General features: G+C 69.7%; 20 protein-coding genes. 8 read left to right on the top strand and 12 right to left on the bottom strand.

The window, feature by feature from the left end; translation table 11 throughout:
* Nucleotides 1–51: 51 nt before the first annotated feature.
* From ACQP2E_RS35155 to ACQP2E_RS35145, 3 genes are read right to left on the bottom strand one after another with little or no spacing between them, the layout of a single operon-like run.
* On the bottom strand, nt 52–255 hold the full coding sequence (locus ACQP2E_RS35155; RefSeq protein WP_433827270.1) for an exodeoxyribonuclease VII small subunit: 204 nt from the start codon (nt 253–255) through the stop codon (nt 52–54).
* Nucleotides 255–1547 (bottom strand): exodeoxyribonuclease VII large subunit, encoded by a 1293-nt coding sequence (xseA, locus tag ACQP2E_RS35150; protein ID WP_433827269.1) that lies wholly within the window; start codon nt 1545–1547, stop codon nt 255–257. The genes ACQP2E_RS35155 and xseA overlap by 1 nt, the downstream gene beginning before the upstream one ends.
* Before the next feature lie 9 nt (nt 1548–1556).
* Nucleotides 1557–2126, bottom strand: coding sequence for a hypothetical protein (locus ACQP2E_RS35145; RefSeq protein ID WP_433827268.1), 570 nt, complete (start codon nt 2124–2126; stop codon nt 1557–1559).
* A 67-nt stretch (nt 2127–2193) separates the two neighbouring features.
* Here ACQP2E_RS35145 and ACQP2E_RS35140 point away from each other — a divergent pair, with 67 nt between their 5' ends.
* Nucleotides 2194–3240: a 4-hydroxy-3-methylbut-2-enyl diphosphate reductase gene (locus ACQP2E_RS35140; RefSeq protein WP_433834190.1), complete on the top strand. Its 1047-nt coding sequence runs from the start codon at nt 2194–2196 to the stop codon at nt 3238–3240.
* Between the two features lie 43 nt (nt 3241–3283).
* Here ACQP2E_RS35140 and ACQP2E_RS35135 read toward each other — a convergent pair whose 3' ends face one another.
* Nucleotides 3284–4423, bottom strand: a complete 1140-nt coding sequence (locus ACQP2E_RS35135; protein ID WP_433827267.1) for a DNA recombination protein RmuC — start codon at nt 4421–4423, stop codon at nt 3284–3286.
* Between the two features lie 54 nt (nt 4424–4477).
* Between ACQP2E_RS35135 and ACQP2E_RS35130 the strand changes: the two genes are divergently transcribed.
* On the top strand, nt 4478–5269 hold the full coding sequence (locus tag ACQP2E_RS35130) for a hypothetical protein (protein ID WP_433827266.1): 792 nt from the start codon (nt 4478–4480) through the stop codon (nt 5267–5269).
* An 8-nt stretch (nt 5270–5277) separates the two neighbouring features.
* Here ACQP2E_RS35130 and ACQP2E_RS35125 read toward each other — a convergent pair whose 3' ends face one another.
* From ACQP2E_RS35125 to ACQP2E_RS35110, 4 genes are all read right to left on the bottom strand, one after another.
* On the bottom strand, nt 5278–5844 hold the full coding sequence (locus ACQP2E_RS35125) for a hypothetical protein (RefSeq protein ID WP_433827265.1): 567 nt from the start codon (nt 5842–5844) through the stop codon (nt 5278–5280).
* Nucleotides 5845–5917: 73 nt separating this feature from the next.
* A complete protein-coding gene (gene valS / locus ACQP2E_RS35120) occupies nt 5918–8455 on the bottom strand; it encodes a valine--tRNA ligase (RefSeq protein WP_433827264.1) in 2538 nt (845 codons plus the stop codon).
* 711 nt (nt 8456–9166) lie between these two features.
* Nucleotides 9167–9661 (bottom strand): methylated-DNA--[protein]-cysteine S-methyltransferase, encoded by a 495-nt coding sequence (locus tag ACQP2E_RS35115; RefSeq protein ID WP_433827263.1) that lies wholly within the window; start codon nt 9659–9661, stop codon nt 9167–9169.
* 153 nt (nt 9662–9814) lie between these two features.
* Nucleotides 9815–11299 carry an AlkA N-terminal domain-containing protein gene (locus tag ACQP2E_RS35110; RefSeq protein WP_433827262.1) on the bottom strand — a complete coding sequence of 495 codons (1485 nt, stop codon included), beginning with the start codon at nt 11297–11299 and terminating at the stop codon, nt 9815–9817.
* Between the two features lie 123 nt (nt 11300–11422).
* Here ACQP2E_RS35110 and ACQP2E_RS35105 point away from each other — a divergent pair, with 123 nt between their 5' ends.
* From ACQP2E_RS35105 to ACQP2E_RS35090, 4 genes are all read left to right on the top strand, one after another.
* Complete coding sequence (locus ACQP2E_RS35105) at nt 11423–12217, top strand: alpha/beta fold hydrolase (protein ID WP_433827261.1); 795 nt, start codon at nt 11423–11425, stop codon at nt 12215–12217.
* Nucleotides 12218–12241: 24 nt separating this feature from the next.
* Nucleotides 12242–13327: a redox-regulated ATPase YchF gene (ychF, locus tag ACQP2E_RS35100; protein WP_433827260.1), complete on the top strand. Its 1086-nt coding sequence runs from the start codon at nt 12242–12244 to the stop codon at nt 13325–13327.
* A 67-nt stretch (nt 13328–13394) separates the two neighbouring features.
* Nucleotides 13395–13679, top strand: coding sequence for a hypothetical protein (locus tag ACQP2E_RS35095; protein WP_433827259.1), 285 nt, complete (start codon nt 13395–13397; stop codon nt 13677–13679).
* On the top strand, nt 13661–13855 hold the full coding sequence (locus tag ACQP2E_RS35090; protein WP_433827258.1) for a hypothetical protein: 195 nt from the start codon (nt 13661–13663) through the stop codon (nt 13853–13855). Before ACQP2E_RS35095 ends, ACQP2E_RS35090 begins: the two co-directional genes overlap by 19 nt.
* A gap of 35 nt (nt 13856–13890) precedes the next feature.
* On the opposite strand, the gene ACQP2E_RS35085 is transcribed toward ACQP2E_RS35090, so the two are convergent.
* Nucleotides 13891–14475, bottom strand: a complete 585-nt coding sequence (locus ACQP2E_RS35085) for a Uma2 family endonuclease (RefSeq protein WP_433827257.1) — start codon at nt 14473–14475, stop codon at nt 13891–13893.
* A gap of 53 nt (nt 14476–14528) precedes the next feature.
* On the opposite strand from ACQP2E_RS35085, the gene ACQP2E_RS35080 reads away from it, so the two are divergent.
* Nucleotides 14529–14984: a nucleoside 2-deoxyribosyltransferase domain-containing protein gene (locus tag ACQP2E_RS35080; protein ID WP_433827256.1), complete on the top strand. Its 456-nt coding sequence runs from the start codon at nt 14529–14531 to the stop codon at nt 14982–14984.
* Here ACQP2E_RS35080 and ACQP2E_RS35075 read toward each other — a convergent pair.
* Nucleotides 14963–15556, bottom strand: a complete 594-nt coding sequence (locus tag ACQP2E_RS35075; RefSeq protein ID WP_433827255.1) for a TetR/AcrR family transcriptional regulator — start codon at nt 15554–15556, stop codon at nt 14963–14965. The two genes, ACQP2E_RS35080 and ACQP2E_RS35075, sit on opposite strands and share 22 nt — an antisense overlap.
* Nucleotides 15557–15620: 64 nt before the next feature.
* Between ACQP2E_RS35075 and ACQP2E_RS35070 the strand changes: the two genes are divergently transcribed.
* Nucleotides 15621–16070 carry a GNAT family N-acetyltransferase gene (locus ACQP2E_RS35070; RefSeq protein WP_433827254.1) on the top strand — a complete coding sequence of 150 codons (450 nt, stop codon included), beginning with the start codon at nt 15621–15623 and terminating at the stop codon, nt 16068–16070.
* 11 nt (nt 16071–16081) lie between these two features.
* On the opposite strand, the gene ACQP2E_RS35065 is transcribed toward ACQP2E_RS35070, so the two are convergent.
* Together ACQP2E_RS35065 and ACQP2E_RS35060 are read right to left on the bottom strand one after the other, a co-directional pair.
* Nucleotides 16082–16705 carry a phosphoesterase PA-phosphatase gene (locus tag ACQP2E_RS35065; protein WP_433827253.1) on the bottom strand — a complete coding sequence of 208 codons (624 nt, stop codon included), beginning with the start codon at nt 16703–16705 and terminating at the stop codon, nt 16082–16084.
* A 45-nt stretch (nt 16706–16750) separates the two neighbouring features.
* Nucleotides 16751–17230 (bottom strand): MarR family winged helix-turn-helix transcriptional regulator, encoded by a 480-nt coding sequence (locus tag ACQP2E_RS35060; protein ID WP_433827252.1) that lies wholly within the window; start codon nt 17228–17230, stop codon nt 16751–16753.
* Nucleotides 17231–17345 lie beyond the last annotated feature (115 nt).

Raw genomic sequence — 17345 nt, 5'->3', positions numbered from 1 at the left:
CCGGCTCGGGCTGGGCGGGCGGTCAGTCGCCGGCTCGGGCTGGGCGGGCGGTCAGTCGCCGGCTCGGGCTGCGCGGGCGGCCTCGATCCGCTCGCGGGCGCCGTCGAGCCAGCGCTGGCAGACGTCGGCCAGTTTCTCGCCGCGCTCCCACAGGGCCAGCGACTCCTCCAGCGAGCCGCCGCCCTGCTCCAGTCGTTCCACCACGGAGGCCAGCTCGGTGCGGGCCTGCTCGTAGCTGAGGTTCTCGTCGGTCATCAGTTCTCCTGTGCATCGACTGGTTCGACTGGTTCGACTGCTTTGGCTGGCTTGGCTGCTTTGACGCGTACCGTCGCTTGGATCTCGCCCTCGGCGAGCCGGATCCGGAGAAGGTCTTTCGCGGTCACGTCGTCCGCGGCGCGGACGACGTGACCGTCGGCGCGCTGCACGATCGCATAACCACGCTGCAGGGTCGCGGCCGGCGACAGCGCGCGCAGCCGGGCCACGGTGTGCCGCAGGTCGTCGTCGGCGCGGCGCAGGCGGTGCTCCAGGCTGCGCCCGGCCCGCTCCCGCAGGGCGACCGCCTCGGCGGACCGCTGGTCGATGAGCGACTCCGGCCGGGCCAGCACCGGCCGGGACCGCCACGCCTCGATCCGCTGCCGTTCCCGCTCGATCAGGGTGATGACCGCGCGGTCCAGCCGGTTACGGGCCATCTCGATGAGGCGCATCTCGTCGGCGAGGTCCGGCACGATCCGCTTCGCCGCGTCGGTCGGGGTGGAGGCGCGCAGGTCAGCCACGTAGTCGAGCAGCGGCGCGTCGGTCTCGTGCCCGATCGCGCTGACCACCGGGGTGCGGGCCGCGAAGACCGCCCGGCACAGCGCCTCGTCGGAGAAGGGCAGCAGGTCCTCGACGCTGCCGCCACCGCGCGCGATCACGATGAGGTCGATGGTGTCGTCGTTGTCCAGCACCTTGAGCGCGTCGATGATCTGCGGCACCGCGGTCGGGCCCTGCACCGCGACGTTGACCACGCGGAAGTCCACGGCCGGCCAGCGGCGGCGAGTGTTCATCAGGACGTCGCGCTCGGCGGCGCTGGCCCGCCCGGTGATCAGGCCGATCCGGCCGGGCAGGAACGGCAGCCGCCGCTTGCGGTCGCGGGCGAACAGGCCTTCGGCGCCGAGCAGCTTTTTCAGCTTTTCCAGCCGGGCCAGCAGCTCACCGAGACCGACCTGGCGGATCTCGTCGGCGCGCAGGCTCAGCGTCCCCCGGCCGGGGTAGAACTCGGGTTTCGCGTGCATGGTGACCCGGGCGCCCTCGGCCAGCTCCGGCGCGCCGGCGTCGAGCACGTCGCGGTGGGCGGTGACGGTGAGGCTGAGGTCGGCGGACGGGTCGCGCAGGGTCAGGAAGACCACGCCGGAGCCGGGACGGCGGCTGATCTGGGCGACCTGCCCGTCGACCCAGACCCAGCCGAGTTTCGCGATCCAGGCGCCGAGTTTCTGGCTGACCACGCGGACCGGCCACGGCTCGTCGGCGCTGCTCTTGGGATCGGTCCCGTTGGCTTCTGGCTGGGTCACCCGGCTAGATTACGTAAGACCACCGACATTCTCCTCGGCACGATCGGTGGTGGCGTCCATCGCTCGTGTCTCGGCGTGCTTGGCCTGATAACCGCCGAGGTCGACCGGGGTACGCCGTTCCGGCAGCAGCCGCTCGATTCCGCTGAGCACGACGAGCAGCATCAGGCCCGCGCAACCCCAGAAGATCAGGTCGGTGACGACGTACTCCGGGTCGACGTGCACACCGTCGCCGGTGCCGAGGAACGGGAACGGGTAACCGCGCCGCTGCGGATGATCAGCGAGGCAGCACCCGGACGTGACCGGGACCGCGGTGGCCGCCATGCCGGCCAGCGCGAGCAGCGCGGCGACCAGGCCAGCGGCCCGGCTCGGGGCGAACCGGTGCCAGGACAGCAGCAGCATCCCGCCGGCCAGCAGCACCGCGTGGAAGGTCAGATAGGGGGCGGTCAGGCCGCCGTCCACCTCGACCGCGAGATTCAGTACGCCGATACCGACGAAGAACCAGCCGGCCATCACCCGCAGCACGGCCGGGATCGACGGCCACGCGGCCCAGGGATCCTCACCCCGATGCGCGCCGCCCATGAACGTCAGTATCGCGCCCGATCTCTGACTTTCGGGGCAAAACGGTCGCTCTGCCCGCCCTGTGGCGCTGATCGCACATCGACAGGCAAGGGAGCGGTCCACGTACCATGGCCGGGTGACTGAACCTCGTAAGCGTGTGTTGCTCGCCAAGCCGCGTGGATACTGCGCCGGCGTCGACCGCGCCGTGCAGACCGTCGAGGAGGCGCTGAAGCTCTATGGCGCCCCGGTCTACGTGCGCAAGCAGATCGTGCACAACAAGCACGTGGTCAGCACCCTGGAAGCCCGCGGTGCGATCTTCGTGGAGGAGAACTACGAGGTCCCCGAGGGGTCAACCGTGGTCTTCTCCGCCCACGGCGTGGCGCCCGAGGTCCACGAGCAGGCCCGCGAGCGCAACCTCAAGGCGATCGACGCGACCTGCCCGCTGGTGACGAAGGTGCACCACGAGGCGAAACGGTTCGCCGCCGACGACTACGACATCCTGCTGATCGGCCATGAGGGGCACGAGGAGGTCATCGGCACCGCCGGTGAGGCTCCCGCGCACATCCAGCTGGTCGACGGCCCCGACGACGTGGACAACATCGTCATCCGCGACCCGAACAAGGTCGTCTGGCTGTCACAGACCACCCTGTCGGTCGACGAGACGATGGAGACGGTGGCCCGGCTCAAGACCCGGCTGCCGCTGCTGCAGTCGCCGCCGAGCGACGACATCTGCTACGCGACATCCAACCGGCAGCACGTGATCAAGGAGATCGCCCCGGACTGCGACGTGGTCATCGTCGTCGGCTCGACGAACTCCTCCAATTCGGTACGCCTCGTCGAGGTCGCCCTCGGCGCCGGCGCCCGGGCCGGTCACCTCGTCGACTTCGCCTCCGAGATCCAGGACGAGTGGCTGGAGGGCGCCACCACGGTCGGCGTCTCGTCCGGCGCGAGCGTTCCGGAAGAGCTGGTCATGGAGGTGCTCGCACACCTCGGCTCGCGCGGCTTCGGCGAGGTCACCGAGTACACGACAGCCGAGGAGCGGCTGACCTTCTCGCTGCCGCAGGAGCTGCGCCGCGACATGAAGCTCGCTGGGCTTGCCGGCTCCGCTTCGCTCCGCGGGCAAAACGCCTCGTAACCGGTGAGGAGGCGGGGCGCTCGTGGCTGACGGCTCGCGGCGGCTAGGGCTGGCTGAGTTCGGGGGCCTGGGGCTGGCGGGGCATCACCTCGACCTGGGGGACCTCGACGAGGTCGTCGCCGGTCACGCCCATCTCCGCCAGCTTGCGGGCGCTCACCAGCACCCGTGACTCCAGCGAGCCGACCGCCTTGTTGTACGCGGTGACCGCCCCGGTCAGCGACGTGCCCAGCTTGGACACGTGGTCGCCGAGCGTGGACAGCCGCCCGTACAGCTCACGGGCCAGGGTGTGCACCGCCACCGCGTTGCGGGCCAGGGCCTCCTGCCGCCACGAGTACGCCACCGTGCGCAGCAGCGCGATCAGCGTCGCCGGGGTGGCCAGCACCACGTGGCGGCGGAACGCGTGCTCCATCAGCGAAGGGTCGCGTTGCAGGGCCGCGTCCAGGAACGGGTCGGCCGGGACGAACAGGACCACGAAATCGGTGGCCTCGTCGAACGCCGCCCAGTACTTCTTCGCCGACAGCTGGTCCACGTGCGCCCGCAGGTGGCGGGCGTGCATGTCCAGGTGGGAGTCGCGGGTCCGCTCGTCGCGGGCCTCCATCGCCGACAGATAACCCTCCAGCGGCGCTTTCGCGTCGACCACCACGGCCCGGCCGCCGTGCAGCCTCACCACCAGGTCGGGGCGGACACCCTGATCGTCGGTGGACGCGGTGACCTGCTCGGCGAAATCGCAGTGCTCCAGCAGGCCGGCCGCCTCCACGATGCGCCGCAGCTGGTGCTCACCCCAGCGGCCCCGCACCTGCGGGGCACGCAGCGCCGACACCAGCTGCCGGGTCTCGGTGCGCAGCTCACCGGAGACGACACCCATGGCCCGGACCTGCTCGCGCAGTTCCGCGTACGCGTCCACCCGGTCATGTTCCAGCTGGGCGACCCGGTCCTCGTAACGCCGCAGGGTGTCCTGCAGCGGCGCCACGGCACGGGCCACCGCCTCCTGCGACTGGGCGGTCGACTCGTAGGACAGCGCCCGCAGCGACTGTTCGAGACGCTGTTCACCCTCGCGGGCGGCGGCCAGGGTCGCCTCCAGCCGGGCGATGTCGGTGGCGGCGTGCGCCCGGGCGACCAGCCATCCCAGGGCGGCGCCGGCAGCGAGGCAGACGAGGATCACAGCGAGCGTCGAGAACGTCACCTCCGCAGATTGCCAGAAAGGTAGGACAAGCCTTGCGGAGGTACCGTGTGAAACATGAAGGGCGTGTTACTCATCCTGGTCATCCTCGCGATCGTCGCCCTGGTCATCGCCGTGGCACAACGCAGTGGACAAGCCCGCAAGCAGACGCAGCTCGACGACGCCCGGGCCGAGGCGCAGAGGTGGTACGAACGGCTCGGCGGCCAGGTGATGAACCTGGTCTCCGAGGACCCGGCCGCGCGCCAGGCGCTCGCTGACGCGAGCGAGCGTTACAACGCGGCCGGCGGTCAGCTCCAGCAGGCCAATTCGGTACGCCAGTTCGAGCTGGCCCGCGAGTCAGCGCTCGAAGGCCTGGCGTACGTGCGGGCCGCCCGCTCCGCGATGGGCCTCGACCCTGGTCCCGAGGTGCCCCCGCTGGCCGCCTCCCAGGGCACCGGGCGGCTCACCCAGGAGCGCGAGGTCACCGTGCAGGGCCATCAGTACCGCGCCGGCCCGCAGCCCGGTACGGCGACGCCCTACTACTACCCCGGCGGCCGGGTGCAGGGCCGGCCGGTGCCCGCCGGGTGGTACTCGACACCGGTGTGGAAAACCGCGCTCGGCGCCGGTGCCGGTGTTCTCGGCGGCATGCTGATCTTCGACGCGCTCTTCTCGCCGGGCTTCGGTGACGGTGGCTTCGGCGACCCGGGCTTCGACAGCGGCGACTGGGGCGGCGGCGACGTGACGGCCGGCGGCTTCGACGGCGGCTCCGACTTCGGCGGCGGTTCCGACTTCGGCGGTGGCGGCGACTGGGGCGGCGGCGGCGGAGATTGGGGCGGCGGCGGCGACTTCGGCGGCGGCGGGGACTTCTGACCCTGCCGTCAGAACCGGCGGACCGGTTGGTTCTTCTTGACCAGCATCCAGTGCTCCAGCTCCCGGCGCAGCGCCTTCGGGTTCGGCCACAGCTGACTCAGGTCGGCGGTGAACGCCTGGCCGCGCGGGGTGTCGGTCAGCGCCGGGGCGCCGTCGGCGGCGTCCTGCACCGGATGCACCGTGTCCATGTCGCCCGGCACCACTTCGAGCACCGTGCGCAGTCCGACGCGGCGGATCACCACTGCGGAGATGTCCGGCCACTCCAGCAGGATCGGGTCGCTGTCCTGGGCGGCCAGTTCCAGGCCGACCTCGGATACGCGTACCCAAGTGGGAAGTGCCGCGCGCGCTGAGACCGTGTAAAGGCCGGCGGCGCCGGCCGCGACCGCGATCGCCTGCAAGGCGATCACCCACCAGGGGTCGCCCGTCTCGCGAGCGAACCAGGCCACCGCGGGCGAGGCCAGAAGGTACGCGACGATCAGCGCGGCGAAGAGCGTCGCGAAGGAGCGCGCCGGCGAGGACCGGAACAGCACCGCGTCCCGAGCCGGGGCCTCGACCTGTTCCGGGGCGAAGGACATGCCTTCAATGATGGACTGCTCAGGCCCCTCACTACCGGCATTTGGGCCAGGTAGCGAGGGGCCTTCGCGGTGATCAGAACGCGCAGGCGATGACCAGCTCCGGGGTGCGGTCGCGGAGCAGGTCGAGTTTCACGATGCGGCCCGCCGCCCGGAAATCGCCGTCGATCAGGGTCAGCCGGTCGAGCAGCTCTGCCGGGCCGAGCGCCTCGGCGAGCGGCACCTCCGTCTTCATCGACAGCTTCCGGTCGGACTTGGCCCGGCGGACCTGCCGCAGCGCGTCACCCGCCAGATCGAGAAGCGACGGGTCACTGTCCGGCGCCACCCGGGTCAGCTCGTGCCGAGTCGGCCACGTCGCCTGGTGCACCGAACCGTGACTCCACCACGACCAGACCTCCTCGGTGACGTACGGCAGGAACGGCGCGAACAGCCGCAACAGCACCGACAGGCCGGCAGCGAGAGCCGCCCGCGCCGAGTCGGCGCCCGTGCCCTCGCCGTACGCCCGTTCCTTCACCAGCTCGATGTAGTCGTCGCAGAACGTCCAGAAGAACGTCTCGGTGACCTGCAGCGCGTCGGTGTGCTGGAACCGCTCGAAAGCCGCCGTCGCCTCGGTCACGACCTCGGCGAGCCGGCCCAGCATGGCCCGGTCCAGCGGCTCGGTGACCGGCTGCCGCAGCGCCTCGGCCGCGCCAAGGCCGAGCGCGAACTTCGACGCGTTCAGCAGCTTCGTCGCCAGCCTCCGGCCGACCTTCAGCTGCGCCGGCTCGAACGCCAGGTCAGCGCCGGGCCGGCCACTCGCCGCCCAGTACCGGACGGCGTCCGAACCGTATTTCTCCAGCAGCGGGCCCGGGGTCTCCACCTCGTTGCCCATCGACTTGGAGATCTTCTTGTGGTCCGGGTCCAGGATCCAGCCGGACACCACCGCCCGCTCCCACGGCAGCGCGTCGGACAACTGCTCACCGCGCAGGACCGACGTGAACAGCCAGGTCCGGATGATCTCCTGACCCTGCGGGCGCAGGTCCATCGGGTACGTCCGGGCGTGCAGGTCCTCGTCGGTGCTCCAGCCCGTGACGATCTGCGGGGTCAGCGACGACGTCGCCCAGGTGTCCATCACGTCCGGATCGGCGGTGAAGCCACCCGGCACGTCACGCTGCTCCTCGGTGAAGCCCGGCGGGCAGTCCGACGACGGGTCCACCGGCAGCGTGGCGTCGTCCGGTGTCAGCAGCTGGTCGTAGTCCGGTTCCCCCGACTCACCGACCCGGTACCAGATCGGGATCGGCACGCCGAAGAACCGCTGCCGGCTGATCAGCCAGTCGCCGGTCAGGCCGCCCACCCAGTGGTCGTACCGATGGCGCATGCTCTCCGGCACCCAGCGCAGCTCCTGCCCGCGCGCCAGCAGGCGCTCCCGCAGCTCCGGGTCACGCCCGCCGTTGCGGATGAACCACTGCCGGCTCGTGACGATCTCCAGCGGGCTCTCGCCGCGCTCGTAGAACTTCACCGGATGCGTGATCGGCCGCGGCTCCCCGAGAAGATCACCCGTCTGCTGCAGCAGCCGGATCATCTCCCTGCGGGCCGCTGCCACGGTCAGCCCGGCGAAACCCTGGTAGGCGGCGACCGGGACACCCTTGGGCGCGTCCGGCAGGTAACGCCCGTCCCGGCCGAGGACCACGCGCGTGTCGAGTTTCAGATCACGCCACCACGTCACGTCGGTGAGGTCACCGAACGTGCAGACCATTGCTATTCCCGTACCTTTGTCGGTTGCGGCAAGCGGATGGGCCAGAACCGGAACCTTCACATCGAAGAAGGGGGTCCGGACCGAGGTGAGACCCGCGAAGCGGGGATCGCCCGGATGATGCACCAGGGCGACACACGCAGGCAGCAGCTCCGGTCGCGTGGTCTCGACCTCGATCGGGCCGTCCTGGCTGTGGAAGCGCAGCTTGTGGTACGCGCCCGGCCGCTCCCGATCCTCCAGCTCGGCCTGCGCGACCGCGGTACGGAAGCCGACGTCCCAGAGAGTCGGGGCCTCGGCGGTGTAGGCGAGATTGTTTTGCAGGTTGTTCAGGAACGCCCGCTGCGACACCGCCCGCGACTTGCGCCCGATCGTCGAATAGGTCAGTCCCCAGTCGACGGACAGCCCGAGCTTGCGCCACAGGGACTCGAACGCCTTTTCGTCCTCGGCGGTCAGCTTCTCGCAGAGCTCGACGAAGTTGCGCCGGGAGATGGAGACAGGCGGTTTCGGTGGCTTCGCCGGCGGTTCCCAGTCCGGTTGGTAGGGCAGGCTCGGGTCACAGCGCACGCCGTAGACGTTCTGGACGCGGCGCTCGGTGGGCAGGCCGTTGTCGTCCCAGCCCATCGGATAGAAGACGGTCTTTCCGTGCATCCGCTGGAAGCGCGCGATGGTGTCGGTGTGCGTGTAGGAGAAGACGTGCCCGATGTGCAGCGACCCCGATACGGTCGGCGGGGGCGTGTCGATCGAGAATACGTCCGAACGCTCCTTGGAACGGTCGAACGCGTACGTACCCTCCCCCTGCCAGTGTGGCGCCCACTTCTCCTCGAGGCCGTCCAGCGACGGGCGCTCGGGGAGACCGTGACGGCCGGTTCCCGTATCAGTCATGCCGGCCAGCCTAGTTTTCCGGTGCGGGTGTCGGCGAGGCGGTTTGCGGGTCGGGGGGTTGTGGGGTCGTCCGGGGCTCCGGTTTTCTTCGGGGTCCTGTTTTGACTGGGTTCCGGTCTTGCTTCGACGTCTTCAGGCCTTGTCTCGCCGCGCGCCCTTCGCCGCCCTTCGCCGTCGTTCGTCGTCGTTCGTCGTCGTTCGCCGCGCGCCGTTCGCGGGGCGGACCGCTGACAAGGGGTGGTGGGCGCACGCGTTCTGTGCGCTTACCGCCCCAGGGTGGCGGTGAGCGCACGTGTTCTGTGTGCGCTGACCGGCCGGCCCCAGGGCGGTGGCGAGCGCACGCGCCCGCGTTCTGTGTGCGCTGACCGCCCCCTTCTGTGGGTAGCTGGCGGGGCAGTGGCCTGGACAAATCGGTCGGCAGCGTGGATGCGGGAACACGCAATGGCAACGTGCGATTTCATCTACGCCAGGGCCGAGACAGCGGCACACGGACGAGTAATGTGAGCGCTCGTCACCGCTGGCGGCATTCAACGTGTGCCCGCATCTCGGCCGGCTTGCCCGCGACGACCTGGCCCGTGGCTGACTGCCGGCGACTGACCGGCCTGCGACTGACCGGCCCGCGACTGACCGGCCCGCGACTGACCGGCCCGCGATGAGCCGGCTGCGACGAGCCGACTGCGACGAATTGACCCGGGATTGGCTTGCCGGAGATCAGCCCCGTGATTCGTGCGCCAGCAGCCAGGACTTCACTGGCAGCCCCCACCGATAACCGCCCAGCGAACCGTCCGTACGCAACACCCGATGACACGGCAGGATCAGCGCCACCGCATTGCGGGCACAAGCCTGCGCCGCACCCCGGATAGCCTCCGGTCGACCGGCCAACTCCGCATATTGGGTATATGTCACCGGCGTACCCGGCTTGATCTCCCGCATCACTTCCCAGGCGTGACCCATAAAGCCGCCCTTGGTGAACTGCTGCACCTCGATCGCATCCAGCGCGCCCAGGTCGCCGTCAAGATACGCACGCACCGCGTCGCGTACCGGGCCCACGTCGTCAGGCTCGACCGGTCCCCTCAGCTGGGGATGCACGAGCCGCATCAACTCGGGAACGTCCGTGGTGAAACCGGCTGCCCGAACCGCGCCGGTATCCGTGGCGATCACGGTGAATGGGCCGGTGGGTGTGTCCAACGTCGAATGACGAAGCATCGTTGTCTCCTTGCTCGATGAGAGCTTGATGAGAGCTCGCTGGGGCTTGATGAGTGCCCGATGATGGCGCGAAATGCGGATCGCCAGACGCAGGCCTGTGGATAACCGTGGAATGTGGATAACTCCAACGGGCTGCTGTCAGGCGAGTAAGTTTCAGGCGGCCCGCCAGAGCCGGATCAGCGCGTACGAACGCCAGGGGCGCCAGCGTTCCGCGTGCTTTGCCAAGGCTTTCGGCGAGTCCGGGAGATCCAGCGCGGCCGCACCGCGGCGAGCCGCCAGGTCGGTCTCCAGGAAGACGTCCGGGTCGCCGATCGCGCGCATGGCGACATAACCGGCCGTCCACGGGCCGATGCCGGGGAGTTCGAGCAGGCGGGCGACGGTTTCTGGCCGGTCGGCGCCCGGTTCGAGGTCGAGTTTGCCGTCGGCTACCGCGGAGGCCAGGGCGCGGATGGTCGCCCGGCGAGAGGCCGGCATCCCGAACGCGGAGTCGGGAAGGCCGGCGATGACGGCTGCCGTGGGAAAGCCGGTCAGTTCGGAGGCGCCCGCCAGGGCGGTTGGTTCGGTGGTGGGGGAGGGGCCCTCGGAGAGGGCCACCACTCCGCCCAAATCCCCAGCGGCCCGCAAAATCCGCCGCAAAGTAGTCCGCGCCCCCACCACACTCACCTGCTGCCCCACCACAGCCCGCACCGCCATCTCAAACCCATCAACAGCCCGCGGCACCCGCACCCCCGCCTCCCTCCGCACCGCCTCTGCAAACGCCGGATCCGCCCCCAACATCCCGTCCACCGCCACCGGATCCGCATCCAGATCGAACAACCTCCGGCACCGCGCCACCGCCGGCGCCAGATCCCGCACATCGCTGAGCCTCAACGTCGCGAAAACCCACCGCTCCCCAGGCCTGAGCGCCACAGTCGCGCTCCCATGCGGCAGGACCAGGCCCCTTTGGTACGTGTCACCGCACACTTCATCCACACCCGGCAGGGTTCGTGCCTCAAGAAATTCGAGAAGCGACGCCGCGTGAAACGGTGGCCGATACGCCAGCCGCAGATTGATCACGCCGGCTTCGGCGCGGCCGGCGGGCCGTTTCTCCCGCAACTGGCTGGGCGATCCGGCATATACCTCAAGCATCGTGTCGTTGAACTGCCGCACGCTCCCGAACCCGGCCGCGAACGCGATCTCGGCCAACCCCAGTTCGGTTGTCTCGACGAGGATCCTCGCGGTCTGTGCCCGTTGCGCGCGGGCGAGCGCGAGCGGTCCGGCGCCGAGTTCGGCGGTGAGCATCCGGTTGAGGTGCCGTTCGGTGTATCCGAGCCGGCCGGCCAGCCCGGTGACTCCTTCGCGGTCGACGACGCCGTCGCCGATGAGCCGCATGGCCCGTCCGATGGTGTCGGCACGTACGTCCCATTCGGGGGATCCGGGTGCGGCGTCGGGCCGGCATCGGCGGCAGGCACGGAAGCCGGCGCGCTGGGAGGCGGCCGAGCTCGGATAGAACGTGACGTTCTCCCGTTTCGGTGTGACGGCGGGGCAGGACGGCCGGCAGTAGATCCCGGTGGTCCGCACAGCCGTGTAGAAGCACCCGTCGAACCGCTGATCACGGCTGTCGACAGCGCGGTAACAACGCTCGAAGTCCAGCTCCATGCTGTCGAGTCTGCTCCCCGTTCCCACCCTCATGCTGGCGGGAATCGGACATGGCCGTGCCGGGGACGAAGGCCCGTGTCAACCAAAGTTGACGCCGGCCTATATGTCAACTACGGTTGACACATGGACGGAATCGCGGTGAGAACGGACATCGGCTGGCGCACCTTCGGTGGCGGCCCCAAGGTCGTGCTTCTGCACGGCGGCATGCAGACCTCGGCCAACTTCACGAAACTGGCGCGGTTGCTCGCAACCACGCACACCGTCTACGTCCCGGATCGGCGCGGCCGGGCGCACAGCGGTCCCGCCGCCGCCGGTCACGGCCTCCGCGCGGAGATCGACGACCTGCGCGCGGTCCTCGACGAGACCGGCGCGCGTGACGTGTTCGGTCTCAGCTCGGGCGCGGTGATCGCGCTGCGCGCGGCCATGGAGCTGCCGATCGCGCGCCTCGCGCTCTACGAACCGCCGCTCAAGCACGGCGATCACGACCCGGTCGCTTGGCTTCCCCGGTACGAGAAGGAGCTCGCCGGCGGCCGTCGAGCCGCCGCGTTCGTCACCGCCGCGAAGGGCGCCGGCGACATGCCACACGTCCCCCGCGCGGCGGTCGTCCCGTTCATCGGTCTCGTCATCCGCAACGGGCGGGGCCGGGAGATCGGCGATCTGATCCCGACGATGCGGCTGGACGCGGCGGTGGTCGAGGACGCGGCCGGTCCGCTGAACCTGTACGGCGGCGTCCAGGCCGACACGCTGTTGCTCGGCGGCGAGCGCTCATCGGCGTACCTGAAAGGGGTGTTGAACGGCCTGGAGCCGGTCCTGCCGCGAGTGCGGCGGGTGACCTTGACCGGCGTGGGTCATCTCGCTGCGGACAACAGTGGTAAGCCTGAGTTGGTCGCGGCCGAACTGCGGCGGTTCTTCGGATAGCCGAACCCCGTAGACTGGCGTTCCGTGAGCCTCACCATCGGGATCGTCGGCCTGCCCAACGTCGGCAAGAGCACCCTTTTCAACGCCCTGACCAAGAACGACGTGCTCGCCGCGAACTACCCGTTCGCGACGATCGAGCCCAACGTCGGCGTGGTCGGCCTGCCCGACGACCGGCTGAACAAGCTGGCCGAGCTGTTCGGCAGTGAGAAGATCCTGCCGGCGCCGGTCAGCTTCGTCGACATCGCCGGCCTGGTCCGCGGCGCGTCGAAAGGCCAGGGCCGCGGCAACGCGTTCCTCGCGAACATCCGCGACGCGTCGGCGATCTGCCAGGTGGTCCGCGCGTTCTCCGACCCGAACGTGCTGCACGTCGACGGCAAGGTCTCGCCGTCCGACGACATCGAGACGATCAACACCGAGCTGATCCTGGCCGACCTGCAGACGGTCGAGAAGGCGCTGCCCCGCCTGCAGAAAGAGGCGAAGCTCAAGAAGGAGAAGGCTTCCACGGTGGCCGCCGCAGAGGCCGCGTTCAAGCTGCTCAACGACGGCGTGACCCTCTACCAGGGCGCGAAGGCGGCGGGCATCGAGCTGGAGCTCCTCGACGAGCTGCACCTGCTCACCACGAAGCCCTTCCTGTACGTCTTCAACGTCGACGAGGCCGAGCTCGGCAACGCCGCGTTCCTCGACGAGCTGCGCGCCCTGGTCGCCCCGGCCGAGGCCGTCTTCATGGACGCGAAGATCGAGTCCGAGCTGATCGAGCTGGACGACGAGGAGGCCCTCGAGCTTCTCCAGTCCACCGGCCAGTCCGAGCCCGGCCTGAACCGCCTGATCCGCGTCGGCTTCGACACCCTGGGCCTGCAGACCTACCTGACGGCCGGCCCGAAGGAGTCCCGCGCCTGGACCGTCCCGGTCGGCGCCACCGCCCCCGAGGCTGCCGGCGTCATCCACTCCGACTTCCAGCGAGGCTTCATCAAGGCCGAGATCGTCAGCTTCGACGACCTGGTCGCCGCGGGCTCCATGTCAGCCGCCAAGTCCGCCGGCAAGGTTCGCATGGAGGGCAAGGACTACATCATGAAAGACGGCGACGTGGTCGAGTTCCGCTTCAACGTCTGATTCCGGTTCATCGTCTGCCGCCCAGGTTGTGCGTGGCAGCTTTCCTACTCGTTGACACACTAGGGCTATGGGCGAAGCGGTGTTCCGTATCGGGGAAGGGCCGGCGACGCGGGTAAGCCTGTCGCTGCCGGAGGGAACCGTTGAGGCCATCCGGGCGAGGGTGGGTAAACGGGAGTTTTCTGCCTTCATCGCCGAGGTGGTCGAGCGGGCATTGCGTGGCCAGGTGCTCGATGAGTACCTGGCCGACTATGAGAGCCGCAACGGGCCAGTCTCCAAGCAGGCTCGTCAGCGGGCGCGGCAGGTCTTCGACGAGGTGTTCGCTGAGGAGGGCGAATGGCCCGCCGCAAGTTGATCCACCAAGGCACGCTGATCGAGGCCGTCCACGCCCGCACACACAAGGCACGCCTCAACTGGGTGCTTTCTGGGTTGCGAGTGGTCCCGGTCGGCGACGAGGAGGCGAGGGCGGCGTCAAAGCTGCTGATCGATGCCGGTTGTGTGAGGCCTGCCGCGGCAGCGCCGGTCTCCTGAAGGAGGCGAAGCTGCACGGGCAGCCGTTCAATGGCTCAACCCTTGCGGCCGGGCACCAGCCTGTTCAGATCAATCGTGATCGCGAACGGTTTGGTGGTGCGCAGCTCATGCCGATGGATTCCGGTCGGCACGTAAGACCGAGTGGGTCCGTCGATTTCGTAGGCGTGGACCACCGGTGATCCGTCCTCGTCCTCGACCCGCCAGTAGTGCGCGATGCCGGCCTCCGCGTACTTCCGAAGCTTGACGGTCCGATCACGGTGCGCCGATTCCGGCGAGACGACTTCGACGACCAATAGCACCTGGTCAGGCAGGTAGAAGGTGCGATCTGGCTCGTAGTAGGGCGCCTTCGTGGCGAGGAGATCGGGTTCGGGCCGGTTCCGTTCGTCGAGCCGGATCGTCATCTCCCGCTCCACCTCGACGCCCGCCGGTGCCTGCTCTGAAAGAGCGAGCAACAGGGCGGAGACAGCCCGGCCGTGCCAAGCCCGCTGGGGGGACATCATGAAGACGAGTGCTCCGTCGATCAGCTCGGTGTGCCGAGGCGCCTCGGGAAGATGATCGAGGTCGTCGGCGAACCATCCCTCGATGCGAGGCGGCCGCATCCACTCGGGCACCGCAGTCATTCCGCCACCGTAGCATTCCGTATTTAGCGGTTGAGCTGCCAGAATGAGCGGCTATGACCGTGGTCGTCGCGCCGGAGAGGCTCCGGGGGGTGCCGGGGGCGGGAATTTTTCTGGCCGGCGGCATCAGTGGGGTCGGTGATTGGCAACAGGTGGCGGTCGAGCTCCTCCGGGACGCCTGGCCGGTCATCTACAACCCCCGGCGTGATGATTTCCCGATGGGTGACGCGGCTGAGGGCGCCCGGCAGATCAGATGGGAGTTCGACCATCTGGCGAACGCTGACGCGATCCTCTTCTGGTTCTCCCACGAGACGGTTCAGCCGATTGTCCTCTTCGAACTGGGGCGCTGGGCGGCCTCGGACAAGCCCCTTGCTGTCGGTGCCCACCCGGGTTACGCCCGCCGCTTCGACGTGGTCCACCAGCTTGCCCTGATCCGCCCCGGGCTCACCGTCCACGACAGCCTTCAGGCGACCTGTGCCGCGGCGGAGGGCTACGAAGGATTCAGGTCGTAAGCCGCCAGAGCCGCGTCCAGCATCGCCTCCTGATCCGCCGCGGGGAAGGAATCCGGGTCGGCGGCGGCGTAGGCAGCGACGCCCTCGGTCATGGCGATCAGGGCCAGGGCTGTCGTTGCCACCCGGTGTGGCGGCCACCCGGGCGCGGCCGCGGTGATCAGGCGTTCGACGCGGGAGCGCCAAGCCCGGTTGTTGCGGCGGTGCTCCTCGATCAGGTTGTCGTCGGAGACGGCGGCCGCGAGGAAGCCCATCCAGACGATCGCCTCCTGGCGGGTCTGCTCGTCGATCGCCATGCCCTGGTGCAGTACCGCCCGCAGTGCCTCTCGTGGTCCCTGCGCGGCGGCCTCCAGCGCCTCCACCCGGGCCCGGGTGCTCGCGTGCAGCAGCTCGCGCGCGTGCAGCAGGAGCGCCCGGCGGTTCGGGAACCGGTGCATGACCAGGCCGGTCGTGCAGCCCGCGGCAGTTGCCACCGCTCGCACGGTGAGCCGTTCCAGGCCCTGCTCGGCCAGGACGCTCCAGACCGCCTGGGACAGCCGTTCGCCCTGGGCCGGCCGGTCTGCTGTTCGTGACACGCGTCGCACCTCTCTCCAGTCGTAACGGATGTTACCGTAACGCTTGTTACGGAGGGAGAGCATCATGGTGGAGATCGCCGAACGTGCCTGGGACGACGCCGACGGTGTCGCGCTGCGGACCGCGCAACGGGCTGAGCTGGACGCGCGCTACGGGACCGGCGACCACGAGCCGGGTACGCCACCGTCAGCCGCCGACATCGACCTGTTCCTCGTGGCGACCGCAGCCGGCAAGGCGGTGGGGTGCGGGGCACTGCGCCGGCTGGACGAGGCCAGTGCCGAGGTCAAGCGGATGTACGTGACGCCGGAGTCCCGTGGATCCGGGGTGTCGACGGCGATCCTGCGAGCGCTGGAGGCGGCCGCGGTGGAACGCGGCTGGACGACGATCCGGCTGGAGACCGGGCCGGCGCAGCCCGACGCGATGCGGTTCTACGAGCGCGAGGGTTATCGGGAGATCCCGCTCTTCGGCGCCTACGCCGGCTCTGACCTGTCGGTCTGTTACGAACGGACCCTATGAGGACCAGGCGCTCAGCGCAGCGCCGGGAAGATGGTGCCGGCGATCAGGGCCCCGGCCAGGGCGCCGACCACGACCTGCGCGGGTGTGTGCGCGGTGAGGCGGACCCGGGCCCAGCAGCCGAGCAGCACCAGCGGCACCCCGAGCAGGGCGATCGGGCCGTAGACAGCGGCCAGCGCGGCCACCGTGCCGGCCGCCACGCCGGCGTGGATGGACATCTTCCACCAGTGCGTGACCAGGGCGAAGACGGCCAGGCCGCAGCCGCCGGCGCCGAGCAGGGCGAGCACCTCGCGCGGGGCGCCGAGCAGTATCAAGAAAACCAGGCCGACCACCAGCGACGCGGTGCCGAAGAGCAGCGGGATCCGCCGGTCGGCGCGTTCCGGGATGTGGTGGTCGGTGAGCCGGCCCTTGCGAACGCCGTGCAGCACGTAACCGAGGGGGATGACGGCGGCGAAGAGCGCGCCGGGCAGGCCCCACCAGCGGGACACCCCCGGCGTGTCGCCGGCGTGCCAGCCGACGATCAGCAGCAGGGCCGCGACCAGAACGGCCGGGGCGAGCACTTCGGACACGATCCGGGCGAGCCGGGTCGGGAAGTCGTCGCGGGGCTCGGCGACGAGCGTGGCACCAGCGTTGAGCACGCCCCATCATCGCAACCCGAGGCCCGAATAGCCGGAAAGGCATGCTCAGGTGTCGGAGGTCATCGCGGAGAACGCGCCGGCCAGACGCTCCAGGTCGAGGCCGTCGAGGTGGTCGAAGATGTGCCGGCGCACGCTCGCCAGGTGGGTCGGCCAGGCCTCCTGAAGACGGGCCAGGCCTTTCTCGGTGAGCACCGCGTTCGCGCCGCGGGCGTCCTCGACGCACCGGGTGCGGTGCAGGTGGCCGAGCGACTCCAGCTTCGCGGCGAGCCGGGTCATGCCGCTCAACGACATGTCGCACGCGGTGGCCAGCTCGCTCATCCGCATCATTCGCCCGGGTGTCTCGGAGAGGTGGCGCAGCACCGAGTACTCACTGGCGGACATGCGCTGCTCGCGCATCAGGTCGGCGTCCAGCGCGCGGGGCATCACGAGCAGGAACCGGCCGAGCGCGCGCATCACCGCTTCCTCCTGCGGGGTCAGCGGAACCTGTGACATGCGCGAGGCCGCGGACGACGTGATGGCGGACATGGTTCCGATCGTACGGCTGGGGCGCTTACCGGGTCCCTGTCGACTTTCCGCCTCGCAGGGCAAACGCGTGAGAGTGGTCGCGGGGCATGGCGGTAAGCATTTCGGGTGACATTGT

This window comes from Actinoplanes sp. CA-015351 (assembly GCF_050955685.1).
GTDB lineage: Bacteria > Actinomycetota > Actinomycetes > Mycobacteriales > Micromonosporaceae > Actinoplanes.
The sequence above is the reverse complement of the archived record's forward strand: the minus strand, read 5'-3'. Positions and strand labels throughout refer to the sequence as shown.

Excerpts from the sequence above, each read along its gene's own strand:
- ACQP2E_RS35155 (WP_433827270.1), bottom strand. The coding sequence starts at position 255 with ATGACCGACGAGAACCTCAGCTACGAGCAGGCCCGCACCGAGCTGGCC.
- ACQP2E_RS35145 (WP_433827268.1), bottom strand. The coding sequence starts at position 2,126 with ATGGGCGGCGCGCATCGGGGTGAGGATCCCTGGGCCGCGTGGCCGTCG.
- ACQP2E_RS35130 (WP_433827266.1), top strand. The coding sequence starts at position 4,478 with ATGAAGGGCGTGTTACTCATCCTGGTCATCCTCGCGATCGTCGCCCTG.
- ACQP2E_RS35125 (WP_433827265.1), bottom strand. The coding sequence starts at position 5,844 with ATGTCCTTCGCCCCGGAACAGGTCGAGGCCCCGGCTCGGGACGCGGTG.
- valS (WP_433827264.1), bottom strand. The coding sequence starts at position 8,455 with ATGACTGATACGGGAACCGGCCGTCACGGTCTCCCCGAGCGCCCGTCG.
- ACQP2E_RS35115 (WP_433827263.1), bottom strand. The coding sequence starts at position 9,661 with ATGCTTCGTCATTCGACGTTGGACACACCCACCGGCCCATTCACCGTG.
- ACQP2E_RS35110 (WP_433827262.1), bottom strand. The coding sequence starts at position 11,299 with ATGGAGCTGGACTTCGAGCGTTGTTACCGCGCTGTCGACAGCCGTGAT.
- ACQP2E_RS35105 (WP_433827261.1), top strand. The coding sequence starts at position 11,423 with ATGGACGGAATCGCGGTGAGAACGGACATCGGCTGGCGCACCTTCGGT.
- ACQP2E_RS35095 (WP_433827259.1), top strand. The coding sequence starts at position 13,395 with ATGGGCGAAGCGGTGTTCCGTATCGGGGAAGGGCCGGCGACGCGGGTA.
- ACQP2E_RS35090 (WP_433827258.1), top strand. The coding sequence starts at position 13,661 with ATGGCCCGCCGCAAGTTGATCCACCAAGGCACGCTGATCGAGGCCGTC.
- ACQP2E_RS35085 (WP_433827257.1), bottom strand. The coding sequence starts at position 14,475 with ATGACTGCGGTGCCCGAGTGGATGCGGCCGCCTCGCATCGAGGGATGG.
- ACQP2E_RS35080 (WP_433827256.1), top strand. The coding sequence starts at position 14,529 with ATGACCGTGGTCGTCGCGCCGGAGAGGCTCCGGGGGGTGCCGGGGGCG.
- ACQP2E_RS35070 (WP_433827254.1), top strand. The coding sequence starts at position 15,621 with ATGGTGGAGATCGCCGAACGTGCCTGGGACGACGCCGACGGTGTCGCG.
- ACQP2E_RS35060 (WP_433827252.1), bottom strand. The coding sequence starts at position 17,230 with ATGTCCGCCATCACGTCGTCCGCGGCCTCGCGCATGTCACAGGTTCCG.